Origin of the sequence: uncultured Acetobacterium sp., assembly GCF_927416815.1 — a bacterium.
In the GTDB taxonomy this organism is placed as follows: domain Bacteria; phylum Bacillota; class Clostridia; order Eubacteriales; family Eubacteriaceae; genus Acetobacterium.
The window spans coordinates 69,065-82,714 of the sequence record NZ_CAKMJU010000056.1 but is presented as its reverse complement, the minus strand read 5'-3'; the positions used below and the strand labels follow the sequence as shown (position 1 = coordinate 82,714).

The 13,650-nt window shown below is 44.7% G+C and carries 14 protein-coding genes and 3 tRNA genes; 15 read left to right on the top strand and 2 right to left on the bottom strand.

Annotation, left to right across the window (positions count from 1 at the left end; all coding sequences use genetic code 11):
• Positions 1–12: 12 nt before the first annotated feature.
• Positions 13–216: a hypothetical protein gene (locus QZ998_RS09075; RefSeq protein ID WP_296559869.1), complete on the bottom strand. Its 204-nt coding sequence runs from the start codon at positions 214–216 to the stop codon at positions 13–15.
• Between the two features lie 58 nt (positions 217–274).
• Between QZ998_RS09075 and prmA the strand changes: the two genes are divergently transcribed.
• From prmA to QZ998_RS09010, 13 genes are all read left to right on the top strand, one after another.
• Positions 275–1,213, top strand: coding sequence for a 50S ribosomal protein L11 methyltransferase (gene prmA, locus QZ998_RS09070; RefSeq protein WP_296559867.1), 939 nt, complete (start codon positions 275–277; stop codon positions 1,211–1,213).
• 1 nt (position 1,214) lies between these two features.
• Positions 1,215–1,976 (top strand): 16S rRNA (uracil(1498)-N(3))-methyltransferase, encoded by a 762-nt coding sequence (locus QZ998_RS09065; RefSeq protein WP_296559866.1) that lies wholly within the window; start codon positions 1,215–1,217, stop codon positions 1,974–1,976.
• Positions 1,977–1,978: 2 nt separating this feature from the next.
• Positions 1,979–3,307 (top strand): tRNA (N(6)-L-threonylcarbamoyladenosine(37)-C(2))-methylthiotransferase MtaB, encoded by a 1,329-nt coding sequence (gene mtaB / locus QZ998_RS09060; protein ID WP_296559864.1) that lies wholly within the window; start codon positions 1,979–1,981, stop codon positions 3,305–3,307.
• Positions 3,308–3,319: 12 nt separating this feature from the next.
• Entirely contained in the window at positions 3,320–3,664 is a 345-nt protein-coding gene (locus tag QZ998_RS09055) for a histidine triad nucleotide-binding protein (protein ID WP_296559863.1), read from the top strand.
• A gap of 106 nt (positions 3,665–3,770) precedes the next feature.
• Entirely contained in the window at positions 3,771–3,953 is a 183-nt protein-coding gene (rpsU, locus tag QZ998_RS09050; RefSeq protein ID WP_013379247.1) for a 30S ribosomal protein S21, read from the top strand.
• 11 nt (positions 3,954–3,964) lie between these two features.
• Complete coding sequence (locus QZ998_RS09045) at positions 3,965–4,408, top strand: GatB/YqeY domain-containing protein (protein ID WP_296559855.1); 444 nt, start codon at positions 3,965–3,967, stop codon at positions 4,406–4,408.
• A gap of 199 nt (positions 4,409–4,607) precedes the next feature.
• Positions 4,608–6,998, top strand: a complete 2,391-nt coding sequence (locus tag QZ998_RS09040; protein ID WP_296559853.1) for a cation-translocating P-type ATPase — start codon at positions 4,608–4,610, stop codon at positions 6,996–6,998.
• Positions 6,999–7,196: 198 nt separating this feature from the next.
• Positions 7,197–7,273 (top strand) — tRNA-Pro (locus QZ998_RS09035).
• Between the two features lie 21 nt (positions 7,274–7,294).
• A tRNA-Ile gene (locus QZ998_RS09030) sits at positions 7,295–7,371 on the top strand.
• 9 nt (positions 7,372–7,380) lie between these two features.
• Positions 7,381–7,456, top strand: a tRNA-Phe gene (locus tag QZ998_RS09025).
• 312 nt (positions 7,457–7,768) lie between these two features.
• The gene (locus tag QZ998_RS09020) at positions 7,769–9,157 is read left to right on the top strand and encodes a M23 family metallopeptidase (RefSeq protein WP_296559851.1); all 1,389 of its coding nucleotides are present in this window, start codon (positions 7,769–7,771) and stop codon (positions 9,155–9,157) included.
• Positions 9,158–9,271: 114 nt separating this feature from the next.
• Positions 9,272–9,832, top strand: coding sequence for a hypothetical protein (locus QZ998_RS09015; protein ID WP_296559849.1), 561 nt, complete (start codon positions 9,272–9,274; stop codon positions 9,830–9,832).
• A gap of 213 nt (positions 9,833–10,045) precedes the next feature.
• Positions 10,046–10,756: a RecX family transcriptional regulator gene (locus tag QZ998_RS09010; protein ID WP_296559847.1), complete on the top strand. Its 711-nt coding sequence runs from the start codon at positions 10,046–10,048 to the stop codon at positions 10,754–10,756.
• Between the two features lie 8 nt (positions 10,757–10,764).
• Here the strand turns inward: QZ998_RS09010 and QZ998_RS09005 are convergent, their stop codons facing one another.
• A complete protein-coding gene (locus QZ998_RS09005) occupies positions 10,765–11,619 on the bottom strand; it encodes a pyridoxamine kinase (protein ID WP_296559846.1) in 855 nt (284 codons plus the stop codon).
• 103 nt (positions 11,620–11,722) lie between these two features.
• On the opposite strand from QZ998_RS09005, the gene QZ998_RS09000 reads away from it, so the two are divergent.
• Both QZ998_RS09000 and QZ998_RS08995 read left to right on the top strand, forming a co-directional pair.
• On the top strand, positions 11,723–13,117 hold the full coding sequence (locus QZ998_RS09000; RefSeq protein ID WP_296559845.1) for a PLP-dependent aminotransferase family protein: 1,395 nt from the start codon (positions 11,723–11,725) through the stop codon (positions 13,115–13,117).
• 112 nt (positions 13,118–13,229) lie between these two features.
• On the top strand, positions 13,230–13,634 hold the full coding sequence (locus tag QZ998_RS08995) for a prepilin-type N-terminal cleavage/methylation domain-containing protein (protein WP_296559843.1): 405 nt from the start codon (positions 13,230–13,232) through the stop codon (positions 13,632–13,634).
• Positions 13,635–13,650: the final 16 nt, after the last annotated feature.

The window sequence follows — 13,650 nt, the reverse complement described above, 5'->3', positions numbered from 1 at the left end:
AATCGGTGCATCCTAGTCCCTCTTCTGGGCGACCACCCCGACCCATTCGCCCATTTGCTGAACAAAAACAAGCTTGAAGTTATCCGCTTCCAGAGCTCTTAGCACATCCCCCAGCCGGTCAATGATGTAATAATTGTCGGTACTACGATAACTGTTACTAGAGATAAAACACAAAAAGATATTTCTTTTATAAGCAAGATGGGTTATAATGATCAATTGTTAAACATGCGGTAAAGTGGTATAATATCACAACGATTAAACCAGGAGGTAAAGAATGCTTTGGAAAGAAGTTCAAATCACAACAACACTAGAAGCTGAGGAAGCGGTGGTCAATGCTTTTTATGATGCCGGGGCGGATGGTGTGGCGATTCAGACCCTGCAGGATGTGCTTTTAATACAACAAGATCCTAAAGTTAATTTTATCGATGAAGCGCTTCTGGAAATCGATCCCAATGTTTCGATTGTGCGGGGCTATTTTAGTGAGGTGGAAGATACCGAAGAAGCGGTCCATAAACTGATTGCAGCCGTCAAGATGCTGCCTTCCTTTGGTCTGGATCCTGGCGCCTGTGAGATGATGATCACGGAAGTGGAAGAGGAAGACTGGGCAAATTCCTGGAAAAAGTTCTACAAACCGACTAAGATGGGCAAAAGTATTGTTGTCAAACCGACCTGGGAAGCCTATCTCCCAGAGAATGATGAGATTGTTATTAATATCGATCCGGGGATGGCTTTTGGAACCGGCACCCATGAGACGACCCAGCTTTGCGCCATTAAACTGGAAGAGTATATCAAACCCGGCGATGTGGTGCTGGATATCGGCTGCGGCACCGGGGTGCTCTCACTGATTGCCGGAAAACTGAAAGCAAAAAAAGTAGTAGCGGTTGATTTTGACACCCTGGCGGTAAAGATTGCCCGAGAAAACGCTGAGCTCAATGATTTGGGCGGGATGATTGAAATCCGCGAAGGTAACCTGCTCGATGTGATTGACGAACAGGCCGATGTGATTGTGGCCAATATTCTGGCAGCGGCGATTGTCGAGTTGTCGGGAATTATCAAACCCTACCTGAAAGAGAACGGCATTTTTATCGCTTCGGGAATCATCATTGACCGGCTGGGGGATGTGCTAAGAGCTCTGGAAGCGGAAAACTTCAAGCTTGTTTTTGTTCAGCAAATGGGCGAATGGGTCGGGGTGGTCGCCCAGAAGAGGGACTAGGATGCACCGATTTTTTGTCAAACCCGAGCAGCTGTTAGAATCAATGGTTACTATCTCAGGTGAAGATTTCAAACACATCACCAAGGTTTTGCGACTGGGTAAGGGCGATCTTATTGAAGTCTGTGATGGTCAGGGCACCGACTACCTGGTGTCCTTAAACACCCCCGGAGACCAGACTATTTCCGGCAGCATTACCAGACAATACCGATCCCAGGGAGAAACGCCCGAAATGCGTATCACCCTATTTCAGGGGCTGCCCAAGGGCACAAAAATGGAAGTGATCATTCAGAAAGCCGTCGAGCTGGGGGTTTATCAGGTTGTTCCCTTTACTTCGCTCCGGGCAGTTTCCCAAATTAAAGACAAGCAGGATAAAAAGCTCGAGCGTTGGCAGCGGATCGCCTATGAGGCTGCAAAGCAGTCCAAGCGGGGGATTATCCCCAAGATTTTGTTGCCACAAACCTTAAAAGAAGTATTAAACCAAGTGGATCATTACGATTTAATGATCTTAGCCTATGAGGACGAAAACCGGCTGACCTTGAAGGCGGCACTGGAAGCCTTTCAAAAAATAAGCAAAACCGACAAGCCACTCAGCATTGCTGTGATCGTTGGTCCCGAAGGTGGCTTTGATCTCCAGGAGGCAGCAGCTTGTCAAGCCGCTGGGGTAATTAGCGTAACCCTGGGCAGACGGATCTTAAGAACCGAAACCGCTGGCATGGTAGTGCTCAGCCAATTGAATTACTGGATGGAAGGCGGATCAAGTTAAGGATGAATAATGCGCAAAAAAAAGTTGGGTTTATGACCCTGGGCTGCAAGGTCAATACCTACGACAGTGAAGCCTTGATGGAAATCTTTGAGGCAGGCGGCTATACGATTGTCGATTTCACCGAGCTTGCCGATGTTTATGTGATCAATACCTGCACAGTGACCCACTTGGGGGATCAAAAATCCCGCAAAATGATCCGCAAAGCCAAGCGGATCAATCCCGATGCGATTATCTGTGCGGTCGGTTGTTATGTTCAGGTGGCGCCGGACGAGGTTGAAAAAATAACGGAAGTGGATCTGATGATTGGCACCAAAAATCGTGCCGATATCCTTTCCTATATTGAGGCTCATCGCAAGGATGCCAGTCGACGGGATTTTGTCTCAAATATAATGGATGAAGAAATCTTTGAACCGCTGATGATTTCGGAGGTCAAGGGCAAGACCCGGGCTTTTATTAAGATTCAGGAGGGCTGTAATCAATTTTGCAGCTATTGCATTGTTCCTTTTGCCAGAGGGCCGGTCAGGAGTCGCAATCAGCAACAGATCATCGAAGAAGTGAACCGGGTGGTATCAATCGGCTATCAGGAGGTCATCCTTTCGGGTATTCATATCGCCTCCTACGGGGTCGATCAAGCCGGAGCGGCTGCCGATCAAGGCGATCTGATTGATCTGATCGAAGCGCTTGATCAAATTCCCGGGCTTAAACGGATCCGCCTGGGATCGATGGAGCCTAAATTTATCACCCCGGAGCGGCTTAAGCGGTTGGCAGCGCTTGAAAGCTTTTGCCCTCATTTTCATCTGTCACTGCAAAGCGGTAGCGATACGGTGTTAAAGCGGATGGGGCGTCGTTATACTACCACTGAATATCTGGAGATTGTCAGCCAGATCCGGGCGGTTTTCCCATTGGCTGCGATTACCACCGATGTGATGGTTGGCTTCCCCGGCGAAACTGAGCAAGAATTTAGTGAGACCATCGACTTTGCCAACGCGGTCGGTTTTTATCAAATCCATGTCTTTAAATATTCCCGACGCTCAGGAACCAAAGCCGCAACCTTCGCCGATCAGATTGATGAAACGATAAAAAATTTCCGCAGTCATCGCCTTAGTGAGGTATCCAAAGAGCTGGAACAAGCGTTTTTAAAGAAAAATGATGGTCTTGTGGCAGAGGTCTTGTTTGAAGCAACCCAAGATACCACGGGTTATGAAGGCCATACCAAAAACTATCTTCCGGTTAGGCTCAAGACGGATGAAAAAATTAATGGTAGAATTTTAAAAGTTAGGGTATCATATAATAGTCGATATACGAACAAACTAATCGGAGATTCAATATAACAGGAGGAAGAGATGTCCCAAGATTGTATTTTTTGTAAGATAGTTAAAAAGGAAATTCCGGCCGATGTGGTTTTTGAAGATGATCAGGTCATTGCATTTAATGATATTGCGCCCCAGGCTCCGGTTCATGTAATCATTATTCCCAAAGAACATTTTGAGTCGATTCTATCGGTGCCGGCGGGAGACGATATCATCAGCCATATCCATACGGTGGCCAATCGCATTGCCCTTAAAAGCGGGATTGCTGAAACTGGTTTTCGGCTGGTCAATAACTGCGGCAAGGATGGCAATCAAACCGTGCCCCATCTGCATTACCATTTATTAGGTGGTCGACCATTATTATGGCCTCCCGGTTGAAAAATAATTGACAGCCCATCAAATAATGCGTATAATATAGTTTGACTCATACCATGTTGATTAACCGTACCGGAAATTAGCAACGGATTAGAGGGGGGGGTTGAAAATGTCTGAAGTAAAAATTAAAGAAAATGAAACACTCGAAAGTGCATTGCGACGTTTCAAAAGAAAAACTGCAATGGCTGGAGTTATGTCTGAAATTCGAAAAAGAGAGCATTATGAAAAGCCAAGCGTAAAGCGAAAACGAAAATCAGAAGCAGCTAGAAAAAGAAAGATGAAAAAAAGATAGGATGTGACTAATTGGCATTAAAGGATCAATTACAGGCTGACTTAAAAACAGCAATGAAGGAAAAGGATAAGGTTAAGAAATCCACCATTACGATGATTCGGGCGGCTGTTTTACAGGTCGAAAAGGATCAGAAAGTGGAATTGGAAGATGACCAGATTCTTGAAATTATTGCAAAACAGCTCAAACAACGTCGGGATGGCCTGGCCGAATTTGAGAAAGCTCAAAGAGACGATTTAATCCAGCAAGCTCTAGAAGAAATAAAAATCATCGAGAGCTACCTTCCTACACAATTAACGATTGATCAAATCAAAGTGATTGTGGCCGAAACGATCAAAGAAACCGGTGCAGTTGACGCAAAAGACATGGGAAAAATAATGAGTGCCCTGATGCCGAAGCTTAAAGGTCGGGCAGACGGAAAGCTTGTTAATCAAGTGGTCAGAGAAAGTCTGGCATAGCAAAAAAAATTAATACTACACATATAAAGAGGCTTGTCGTCGCGGCAGGCTTCTTTTTTTGTCTGGAAAATTTGAAGGGCTGGTACTATGTTATTTGTCTGATCTTATAGTTGGTATTCTAAGACCAGTGCTGCTACAAGGTATTTTAAGATTATGATGTTATAATCCAAGCAGTGAATAAATTTTTCGGGAGGATTCAATGACAAATAATATCAACCTTGAAATTGGACTGACGCAAGCCCAGGTTGAAGAAAGGATAGCGGCCGGTCAGGTTAATATCCAACCCCAATCTAAAACAAAAACCATCGGCAGAATAATTAAAGACAATAGCTTAACCTTATTTAATATGCTTAACATCATCCTGGCCTTGATGATTATATTTGTGGAGTCGTTTCAAAATCTGCTATTTATTAATATTGTTATTGTTAATACATTTATTGGCATCATTCAGGAAATTAAGGCAAAAAAAACCATTGATAAGCTCTCGCTGATCTCTCAGCCCCATGTTATTGTCTTGCGGGATGGCAGTCAGAAGGAAATCGTCTTTGAACAAATTGTGATGGATGATATTCTAATCCTCAAAGCAGGTAAACAGATTCCTTCGGATTCCCAGGTGGTAAAAGGCGAATTAGAAGTCAATGAGTCGCTGTTGACTGGCGAGTCGGATTCAATTATCAAATATCAAGGTGATACCCTGCTGTCTGGCAGTTTTGTGGTATCCGGTCAAGCCACCGTGCAGGTGACCCAGGTGGGTCTGGAAAATTATGCCTCTAAACTGGTTGAAGCGGTTAAGGTCGCTAAAAAACCAAACTCAGAAATTATGAATGCGCTGGGCTTTATTATGAAAAGCATTAGCATTGTAATTGTCCCGCTCGGTTTATTGCTGCTCTATCGGCAGCTGGTCGTTCAGGGTTTGCCGCTTCAGGATGGTGTGACCGGAACAGTAGCGGCTCTGATTGGGATGATCCCCGAAGGGTTAGTGCTCTTAACTAGCGTCGCACTGGCAATTGGTGTGGTTCGCCTGGGGCGTCATCAGATTCTGGTTCAGGAGCTCTATTGCATTGAAACATTGGCTCGGGTGGATGTCCTTTGTTTGGATAAAACCGGGACCATCACCGAAGGAAACATGGAAGTCTTGTCAATGGAAACCATTTGTCATGACAAGAATCCGGTTCCGGCGATCCGGGCTTTAATCGCCAATTTAAAAGATGACAATGCCACCTATCGAGCGCTTAGTGAAAGTTGTAAGGGGGAGGCACCAAAATGGCAATGTGATCGGGTCATCCCTTTTTCATCCGAGCGAAAATGGAGTGGCGCTTTTTTTGCGGAACAGGGCACCTTTGTGATTGGTGCGCCGGAATTTATTTTAAAAGAGCGTTACGATGAGATCAAGGAAAAGGTTGAGCATTATGCCAGTCAAGGTAATCGGGTTTTAATGCTGGGGTATGCTAAAGAGCCTTTTGATCAAGATGGCAGCCTGCCAGAACATATCAAAACCATTGCACTACTGCCAATGGGCGATAAGATTCGCCAGGAAGCCAAGAAAACGCTGGAGTTTTTTAGAAACCAGGGCGTTGATATCAAGGTGATTTCCGGAGATAACCCAATCACGGTATCTCAGGTGGCACACCGGGCGGGACTGCTGGACTGGGACAATTTTGTCGATGCATCGACCCTCACTGAAGACCAGGATGTTCACAAGGCAGCGCTGACCTATTCCGTTTTTGGCCGGGTAAGCCCAGGCCAGAAACGACTGTTAATTGAAGCCCTTAAAAGTCAGGGTCACACCGTCGCGATGACCGGGGATGGGGTCAACGATGTTTTGGCCTTACGAGAAGCGGACTGCAGCATCGCGATGGCCGAAGGCAGTGATGCGGTGCGTCAGGTATCGCAACTGGTCTTGCTGGATTCCAATTTCGCCAGCTTTACCCGGGTTTTGATGGAAGGGCGTCGGGTCATTAATAACATTACCCGGGCGGCATCACTGTTTCTTGTAAAGACAATGTTTTCGCTAATGCTGGCGATTATTGTGATTATTGCCAATGAGGCTTATCCCTTTGTGCCGATCCAACTCACCTTAATCAGTGCGCTGACCATTGGTGCACCTTCTGTTTTTTTGGCACTAGAACCAAATAAGAGCCGCATCACCGGGAATTTTCTGGAAAAGGTTTTAAAAAAATCGCTGCCGGGCGCCTTAACGGTGGTCTTCAATGTGGTAATGATTATGATCGTGGGAGCATATCTGGCAATGGACCAGCAGCAGATTTCTACGCTGGCGGTGATTTCGACCGGTTTAATTGGACTGGTTATTCTTTTTCGGGTCTGTCAGCCCCTCGATAATAAGCGTTGGGCACTATTTTTTGCGATGACTGTTTCATTCTTGTGTTGTGTTTTGTTTTTGGAAAATTTGTTTTTCCTTTTGCCGATTGAAGATTTTCTGCCGGCGATGTTTATTGTGCTAGGGATTGTCATTTTAAACATCTATCCCTTGCTGAGGATTTTCAGCTGGACAATTGATCAGGTCGAGGGTCTGCTGAATCGTCACCAAAAAGATAAAACGACGACTAAGGCGACAGTATGGGAAAAATAGCAAAGCTAAACTTTTTTCACAAAAGGATCAGAAATTTGATTCTTTTGTGAAAAAAAGACTTGCAATTAGCTATTTGATCATGCTATAATAAGCAAGTCGTCAAAGATAAGCTTTATCTGAAAGAGCGAAGATAGAATAAAAGATAAAATAAAGATTGACAACAGATATAAAAACATTTATAATAGTCAAGTATTGTATCGAGGTGTAGCGCAGTTTGGTAGCGCACATGGTTTGGGACCATGGGGCCGGAGGTTCGAATCCTCTCACCTCGACCATTTTTTTTTAAAATTACTTGTGGGCCTTTAGCTCAGTTGGTTAGAGCAACCGGCTCATAACCGGTAGGTCCGGGGTTCGAGCCCCTGAAGGCCCACCATATTTTTTTGCCCAGATAGCTCAGTCGGTAGAGCAGGGGACTGAAAATCCCCGTGTCGGTGGTTCGATTCCGCCTCTGGGCACCACCACTTGTTAAGATAACAGCGAAAGCTGTTTTTTTTATTTTTTGAAGTGCCGATTCTTTTCAGTTAAAATCATCCTCCGAAACAAACGACCAAGTCAATGCTGCGGGTTATCCAGAACTGTAGTTGATTAAAGGTTTAGGGTGGGTTGACGACGAATTGTTGACGCATATTTTAGTATAACTACTGCGCTTCCTGATTTATGAATTGAACACCATCGATAGAGTTAAAGTGGATTAAAAACACAAAAAACTTGTAAAGTATATAACCACATGGTATCATATTTGTAAATAATTTGTAACAAGGAGGAGTGGCGTGGAAAAAAACCAGAATATTTTTGAAAAAGTCCGGGAACGATTAAAAAAGCACCATTACAATTGGTCAACCGATGCAGATGAAGTTGAGCGGGCTGAATTGATTGAGCGCAATCATGACCAATCATTAAGCAATGACAAAAAATGGCAATTCAAAATGCGCGGTTCCGCAATTGTGGTCTGTACTTTTTTAGTCTTGGTTGGAGCTGGGGTAGTTGATCTACAAACCCGTGCCTATGAGGTTTTTTACAAGGGAGCAAGTATTGGTTACGTTGAGAGTATCGAGGCTTTTGAAGCAGCTGTGAGCGATGCCGATGACGGTAAAAGCGTCCGCAGAAACGGAGCAGGCAGTGACTACGAAATACGGATGGCGCGAACCACAGAATTTTTAACAGCGACAGAAATTGCCGAGGTGATCAGATCGATGCGAGCCGAGGAGCAGAATGCTAAAACTCAGGTTCAAGTTGCCAGAACGGATAATGTACCGCCAAACGTTACGGTTGCCGCCCAGGAACAAAGCTTAAATGAAACAGCCCAAGTCCAAACAGCTTCGACAGCGCGAGTGGTTGAAGAAGAGCCAGTGCCCGAACCGGTTAGCAGTTCAGTCAGTGATCCGGAAACCCAAACAGCAGCAGCTTCGGACATCTTTGTGGCTGAAGCGCCGGCGATTGAAGCAGATGTAGCAATAGCCGATGAACCAGAAGCGGAGACCCCGCAAAGTGAAACCATCGTTGCAGGTGTTCAGTCTGAACAAAACCCGGCGGCAGCAGTTGAGGAAAATCAGCCGCTAGAAACTCCGGCACTTGAACCCCAAGTTCCGGAAATGCCGGCAGAAACGGTAGTTGATGCTCCAGAGCCAGAACCGCAAGAATCGCAAGATCCGCAAGATCCGCAACCACCAGTCGAACCAGTGGCTGACGCTCCGGCAGCAGAAGTGCCACCAGCGGAAACACCAGTAGAAGAAGTGGTTGTAGAAAGCCCTCAGGTGCAGTTTATTCTTCCGGCCAGCGGTCGCGTTGGCGAGATTCTCCGGAATTATGATGGCGGTTATTACAGCAATCATTATCGGTCGGCAGCGATTGATATCCTAAACAAGGAAGGAACAGCCATTTATGCGGCAGCATCAGGAACGGTTACCTTATCGAGCTGGTATGGGGGTTATGGAAAATGTGTCATCATTGATCATGGCAATGGCTACTCAACCCTGTACGGGCATTTTAGTTCGGTCGATGTATCAGAAGGCCAAACCGTAACCCAAGGGCAGCGGATTGGTGGGATGGGATCAACAGGATCCTCCACCGCTAATCATGTTCATTTTGAGGTGCGGGTAAATAACGAGGCCCAACCGATCAGCCATTACTTCAATGTCAGTTCCGGCGACACCATATAAAAAAAAGACACCCTAAAAAGGTGTCTTTTTTTTTCTAAAAATCTTGCGGAACTTATATAAATATGGTATCATTATGTAACGAAAAAGTAACGAATAATAACAAGAGGTAAATAGATGGATGAAACTATGAAGAATGAAAGAGAAAAACGACGGATACAACGAAAGAGAAAAAGACAAACGCGTAGTATTGTCACGTTTATGATTTTATTTATTATGGCAACCGTCGGTGTTGTTAGTGGTCAAACCCAGGGTTATCAGGTTTTTTACCGTGGCGAAAGTCTCGGCTATGTTCAGTCTGCGGCGGTCTTTAAATCGGCGGTTGATCGCATCGAAACGAATTTGATGACATGTTACAATTACGATAATATTCATTTGGGCAATGGCTTTGAACTGATTCAGGGCAGGGTTGAGAATCCGATGGATTTTGAAACCTGCATTGAGGTGCTAAACAGTAAGAACATACCCCTTTATGTGAGTGGAGCAGATGTTTTTATGGATGATGAAAAAATCGGAACCGTAACATCATTAAACCAAGCTGAGGCTCTTATTGACGCGTATCAGAATATTAACAGCGAAAACTTAAGCGAGCTTGAAGCTGTCGAAGTGATGGTACCCCTGTCCGAGACCAAAGATTTTGCAGCCATGCTATCGGCCTTAAAAGCACGTGTAAAATAAAAAAAATCACTGGCCATGGCTGCTGTTTTAGGTTGTCGCAAAGCTAGCTGTACCGATCAATTGTTAATCGATTGTCGGCTGCGGGATCGTACAGGTTTACAACCTGTTCGCCCCGATGCAGACAATTAGATGTAACATTTGTCGGTACTGAGGTAATTTTTATCGTTTAAACACCGGCCGTGGCTGGTGTTTTTTTTAAGGAGGAGTGGCAGGATGGCTGAAATAACTCGGGAAAAAGCGATCGACATGGCAGTAAAATATCTGTCTTATAAGGCACGAACCAGCAGTGAGATGACCCAGTATCTGAAGAAAAAGAACATCGCTGATACAATAATTGCTGAGGTGATCGAAAAGCTTAAGGACTACCGGTATATTGATGACCAGGTTTATTTGAAAAACTACGTCGAAAATAATCGTCATTTTAATTATTATGGTTCCCGACGTCTGGTTCAGGATTTAAGAAAAAGAGGGATTAGTGATACCTTGCTGCTTTCGCTTGAAGATCTGTTTCCAAAGGATGAGGAATATCGATGCTGTCAAACAGTGGCAAAAAAAAACCTGCGGGCATTAAAGGGTCAAGCACCAGCGCAGAAGAAAAAAAAGCTCTATGATCGGCTGGCAAGAATGGGTTATCCCACTGATATGGTGCTAGAAATGATTAGAACCCTGGTTTTAGAAGAAGAATCGCTAGAATCAACTGCCGATCTGGAATTAACTGCGGATGAGTTGGCAATAAAAGACCAGCAGCTGAGTGAAAAGCTTGACCGGGATTATCAAAAGTATGACCGCACCCACCGTAAAAAGGGAGCAACCGGAAAAGAGCTGACCTTCAAAATTAAAAAGAGCCTGATTGGCCGGGGTTATCCCTATCAGCTGATTAGTGAAAAGATAGCAGCCCAGCAGGAAGAGCTCGAAGAGGACTAGGAGGCGGATTATGATAATCCCAAGCGCTTAATCAGGTAGGGTATCGCCCGTTCAAAACAGACCCCAAAGCGTTTTTCCTGACCCAGTTCGACAGTTCGCAAAATACATTCTCTGGTATAATCCACCGCAATTTGGGTGGATTTTTTTAGATTGAAATCATTTAGCAGGCCAGCAAGAAGGGTGCTTCCAAAAATATCGCCAGTGCCGTGGAAATAGTCTGCTACCCGCTCATTAAAAGCATAGTCAAAGGTCCTGGCTACGGCGTCGTAGGTGACCGCCCCCAACTGTTGGGGATCAAAGGAAATCCCGGTAATGACCACCTTTTTCGAACCCAGCTGGGACAGCCGGATCAGCAAATCCTCGATATAGTTTTGATCATAATCCTCGCCGATATATGGTTCATCAAGCAAGAAGGCGGCTTCAGTCAGGTTGGGTACGATGATATCGGCTTTGGCGCAAAGTTTGGTCATACCTTTGGCCATTTCAGGGGTATAAATGGAATAGAGTTGGCCATGATCGGCCATCACCGGGTCGACCAGAATCAGGGTTTTCTCTGACTGGAAGGTATCAAAGAGTTTGGCTACCAGATCGATTTGATCATAGGAGCCTAAAAAACCACTATAAAGGGCGTCAAATTCCAGGTCAAGGGATTGCCAGTGGGCGGCGATCGGGCTGATATCGTCGGTTAAGTCGCGGTAGGTGAAATTTTCAAAACCGCCGGTATGGGTAGACAGTACGGCGGTAGGCAAAACACTGGTATCGATCCCGGCGGCTGAGATAATCGGCAGTGCCACGGTGAGCGAACATCGGCCGACGCAGGAAATATCATGAATAGCGGCAACCCGCTTTTGTTTACTATACATTTGCAACTCCTTATTTTAAATGATCTTATTATATGTTAAAATTGAACCTGTAAAAAGCATCAGTTAATCGAAAAACAATGGGTTCAGCTAAGGAGCAGATAAGATGATTACGATACCGTTTAAAAATAAGGGTGCCTTTCTTTATGTTGAGATTTATGAATTTATCAAACAGGAAATAACCGAGGGTAATTTAAAGTATGGCGAGAAGCTCCCCTCAAAACGCAGCCTGGCCAGTCATTTGTCAGTGAGTGTCAATACCGTCGATGCGGCCTATGGACAGCTGGTGGCAGAAGGTTACCTTGAGGCCAGTCCCAAAAGGGGATATTTTGTCTGTCAGATTGATACCTATCTACTCAAACAGAAAAATCGGGTTCTGGAAAAAAACACTAAAAAAATCGAAACAAGACCAATTAAGATTGATTTTTCGCCCAATGCCATCGATCAGCGTATTTTTCCCTATGAAGCCTTTCGCAAAATTTTTAAGTCAACCTTCAATGAATATGACAGCAGTCTCTTAAATAAACCTGAGATTCAGGGCGAGATGGAGCTCAGGAATGCCCTGGTTGAGTTACTGTATCGGTCGCGCGGCGTACGCTGCCGCGTCGAGCAGATCATCATCGGCTCAGGCACCGACCATCTGCTGCAAATCTTAGGTCTGCTCTGGGGTAAGAACAAATCGGTGGTGCTGGAAAACCCGGTTTATCTTAAAGCCTATAATATTTTTGAAAAAATGGGAAACCCGGTGATTTCGATTGATATTGATGAAAAGGGGATTCAAATCGAACCGATGCAGAGTTTTTCAGATGTAGCTGTTTATGTGACCCCATCCCATCAGTTCCCTCTGGGAATGAGCATGCCGATAGACCGGCGGATTCGGCTACTGAATTTTGCCAATCAGGATGATGGAAATTACATCATTGAAGATGATTATGATAGCGAATTTCGCTATAATGAAAAGCCCTTGCCTTCACTGCAGAGCATTGATAACAATGGCAAGGTAATTTATATTGGTACCTTTTCTAAATCGATTGCGCCTTCATTTCGGATCAGTTACATGGTATTGCCGGAAGCCTTGTTGAAGGCCTATCTTGAAATAGCCGATGCGATCAGCTCGCCGGTTTCTAGTTTGGAGCAAAAAATGATTGGCGCCTTTATTTCTGGTGGCGTTTTTGAAAAGCATGTCAATAAAATGCGGAAAGTCTATAAAGGTAAACGAATTGTTCTGCTAAATGCCCTAAAAGAATTGGGTAACCGGGTTAAAATGACTGGTGAAAACGCCGGACATCATCTGCTGGTGCAGCTTGACAATGGTCTGACTGAGCAAGCGATGTATAGCCGAGCCCTGGCTCAGGGAGTCCGGGTTTATCCGGTTTCGCCTTATTTTATTCATGGCTTGCCGGAGAAATATAAAAGCATGGTTTTGTTGGGCTACGGCTCCTTAACCGATCAACAAATTTTCGATGGGATTGGAATCTTAAAAGATGCCTGGGATCTATAATCGGCAGATAGTACTTTTACTTGCAGTTTACTCGCAAACAGGCTAAATATTTACTCTTTTTTTTAGTCTCTCTCCGTGGTAATATCAAGTAAAAAGAGATGGGAGTTAGAAAGTGGGAACTAAACGCAAACTAAACGGAAAGCAAGCAATCAAGCAAGTGAATAATAGCAGAGGGTTTACGCTGCTCGAAATGATTGTTGCGATCGCTGTGTTAGGGGCATTAGCAGCGCTCGCGATTCCTCAGTTTAAAGATGTAATTGAAAATTCTCGAAAAAGAACCGATCAGGCCAATATTCAGATTATTGAAAGTGCCATCGAACTGTATAAGGCCGAAATTGGCGACATTCCTGCCGGGGTGACTACCTTTAACCAACTGGTGACCGAATTAAATCGGGTTGGTTATTTAAAAAATTCAGAAGTGAAGGCAGTCACCAAGGATAAGGTGTTTACCTATGATAGCAGTCAAAAAAAGGTCAGTTTGACAGCCAGTCCGGGTGTGGTCAGCCCAACTGATTAATTGCTGATTATGCAAA

Excerpts from the sequence above, each read along its gene's own strand:
- prmA (WP_296559867.1), top strand. The coding sequence starts at position 275 with ATGCTTTGGAAAGAAGTTCAAATCACAACAACACTAGAAGCTGAGGAA.
- QZ998_RS09065 (WP_296559866.1), top strand. The coding sequence starts at position 1,215 with ATGCACCGATTTTTTGTCAAACCCGAGCAGCTGTTAGAATCAATGGTT.
- mtaB (WP_296559864.1), top strand. The coding sequence starts at position 1,979 with ATGAATAATGCGCAAAAAAAAGTTGGGTTTATGACCCTGGGCTGCAAG.
- QZ998_RS09055 (WP_296559863.1), top strand. The coding sequence starts at position 3,320 with ATGTCCCAAGATTGTATTTTTTGTAAGATAGTTAAAAAGGAAATTCCG.
- rpsU (WP_013379247.1), top strand. The coding sequence starts at position 3,771 with ATGTCTGAAGTAAAAATTAAAGAAAATGAAACACTCGAAAGTGCATTG.
- QZ998_RS09040 (WP_296559853.1), top strand. The coding sequence starts at position 4,608 with ATGACAAATAATATCAACCTTGAAATTGGACTGACGCAAGCCCAGGTT.
- QZ998_RS09015 (WP_296559849.1), top strand. The coding sequence starts at position 9,272 with ATGGATGAAACTATGAAGAATGAAAGAGAAAAACGACGGATACAACGA.
- QZ998_RS09010 (WP_296559847.1), top strand. The coding sequence starts at position 10,046 with ATGGCTGAAATAACTCGGGAAAAAGCGATCGACATGGCAGTAAAATAT.
- QZ998_RS09005 (WP_296559846.1), bottom strand. The coding sequence starts at position 11,619 with ATGTATAGTAAACAAAAGCGGGTTGCCGCTATTCATGATATTTCCTGC.
- QZ998_RS09000 (WP_296559845.1), top strand. The coding sequence starts at position 11,723 with ATGATTACGATACCGTTTAAAAATAAGGGTGCCTTTCTTTATGTTGAG.